The organism is Kitasatospora sp. NPDC091257 (genome assembly GCF_044757675.1).
Taxonomy (GTDB): Bacteria; Actinomycetota; Actinomycetes; order Streptomycetales; family Streptomycetaceae; genus Kitasatospora; species Kitasatospora lactacystinica.
In genome coordinates this window covers 1-1092 of sequence record NZ_JBIVVI010001867.1, presented here as the reverse complement: position 1 = coordinate 1092, position 1092 = coordinate 1, and the positions used below count along the sequence as shown (strand labels likewise).

Here is a 1092-nt window from a genome sequence, read left to right as displayed (position 1 = left end):
GAGGCGGAGAAGTCCGAGCCCCCCGCCCCCAGCTCCGCCCCCGAGCCCGAACCCGTCCACGCCTCGGAACCCGACCCGGAGCCCGTGGCCCAGACCGCCGCCGTCCCCGACCCCCGCCTGGCCGTCCGCGCACCGCTCGCCGACGGCGGCGCCGCGGTCCCGCACGTCGGCGAGCGCCCGCCGACCTACGGACCCGAGCCGACGGCCGTACCCGAGGCGGACCCGGGCGCACTGCGCGCGCTCGTCCCGGACACCGTGCTGGACGGCGCCCAGTACGGTCCGTCCGTCCTGCGCGCCGCCTCCGTCCGGGGTGACTCCGCGCGCTACCGGGGCGAGCCGCGCAGTGACTCCCTGCTGGTCACCCGGTTCGGCGAGGGCCCGGACGGGCTGCTGCTCGCGGTCCTCGGCGGCTTCGACCGTACGGGCGGAGCCGCGGAGGAGACGGTCACCCCGGAGGCGATCGCGGCCGCCAGCCGGGAGGCCTGCCACCAGCTCGCCGCCGCGATCGGGCGCAGCCGGGCCGGCCTGGCCGCGGACCTGCGCGACGGTGCCCGCGACCGGCTCCGCTACGGCCTCCAGCGCCTGGCCACCGGTGCGGCCGCCCCGCTGCGCGCCCTGGCGCCGCAGCCGGAGGGGGACGACATCCCGTCCCCGGCGTCGCTGCACTGCCTGATGGTGTCGCTGGACCCGGAGGCCGGCTACCGCGCGGCCTTCGGCGTCGGTCCGGGCGGGCTCTACCTGCTGCGCTCGGGCCACTGGATCGACGCCTACGCGGCGCGGCTGCTGCACCACCCGGACGGTCAGCCGCCGTTCCCCGAGGCCCCGGTGCCCGGCCCGCGCCCGTTCCGCTTCCGGCTCGTCCCCGCGACGCCGGGCGACATCCTCCTCCTGTGCACCCCGGGCCTCGCCCGGCCCATCGCCGACGAGCCGGCCGTCGCGCACTTCCTCTCCACCCACTGGGCCCACCCCCACCCGCCGGGCACCGTCGACTTCCTCCGCCAGGTCCAGGTCCGCGCCAAGGGCTACGCCGACGACCGCACGGCCGCCGCCATCTGGACCGAGTGACCCCGCACCACCCCCCGACCGCGACCC

At 78.9% G+C, this 1092-nt stretch carries 1 pseudogene; it reads left to right on the top strand.

Features of this window, described 5'->3' with window-relative positions:
* Window positions 1-1065 (top strand): annotated as a pseudogene (locus tag ACIQOV_RS42560) (hypothetical protein); the annotation flags it as partial.
* Window positions 1066-1092: the final 27 nt, after the last annotated feature.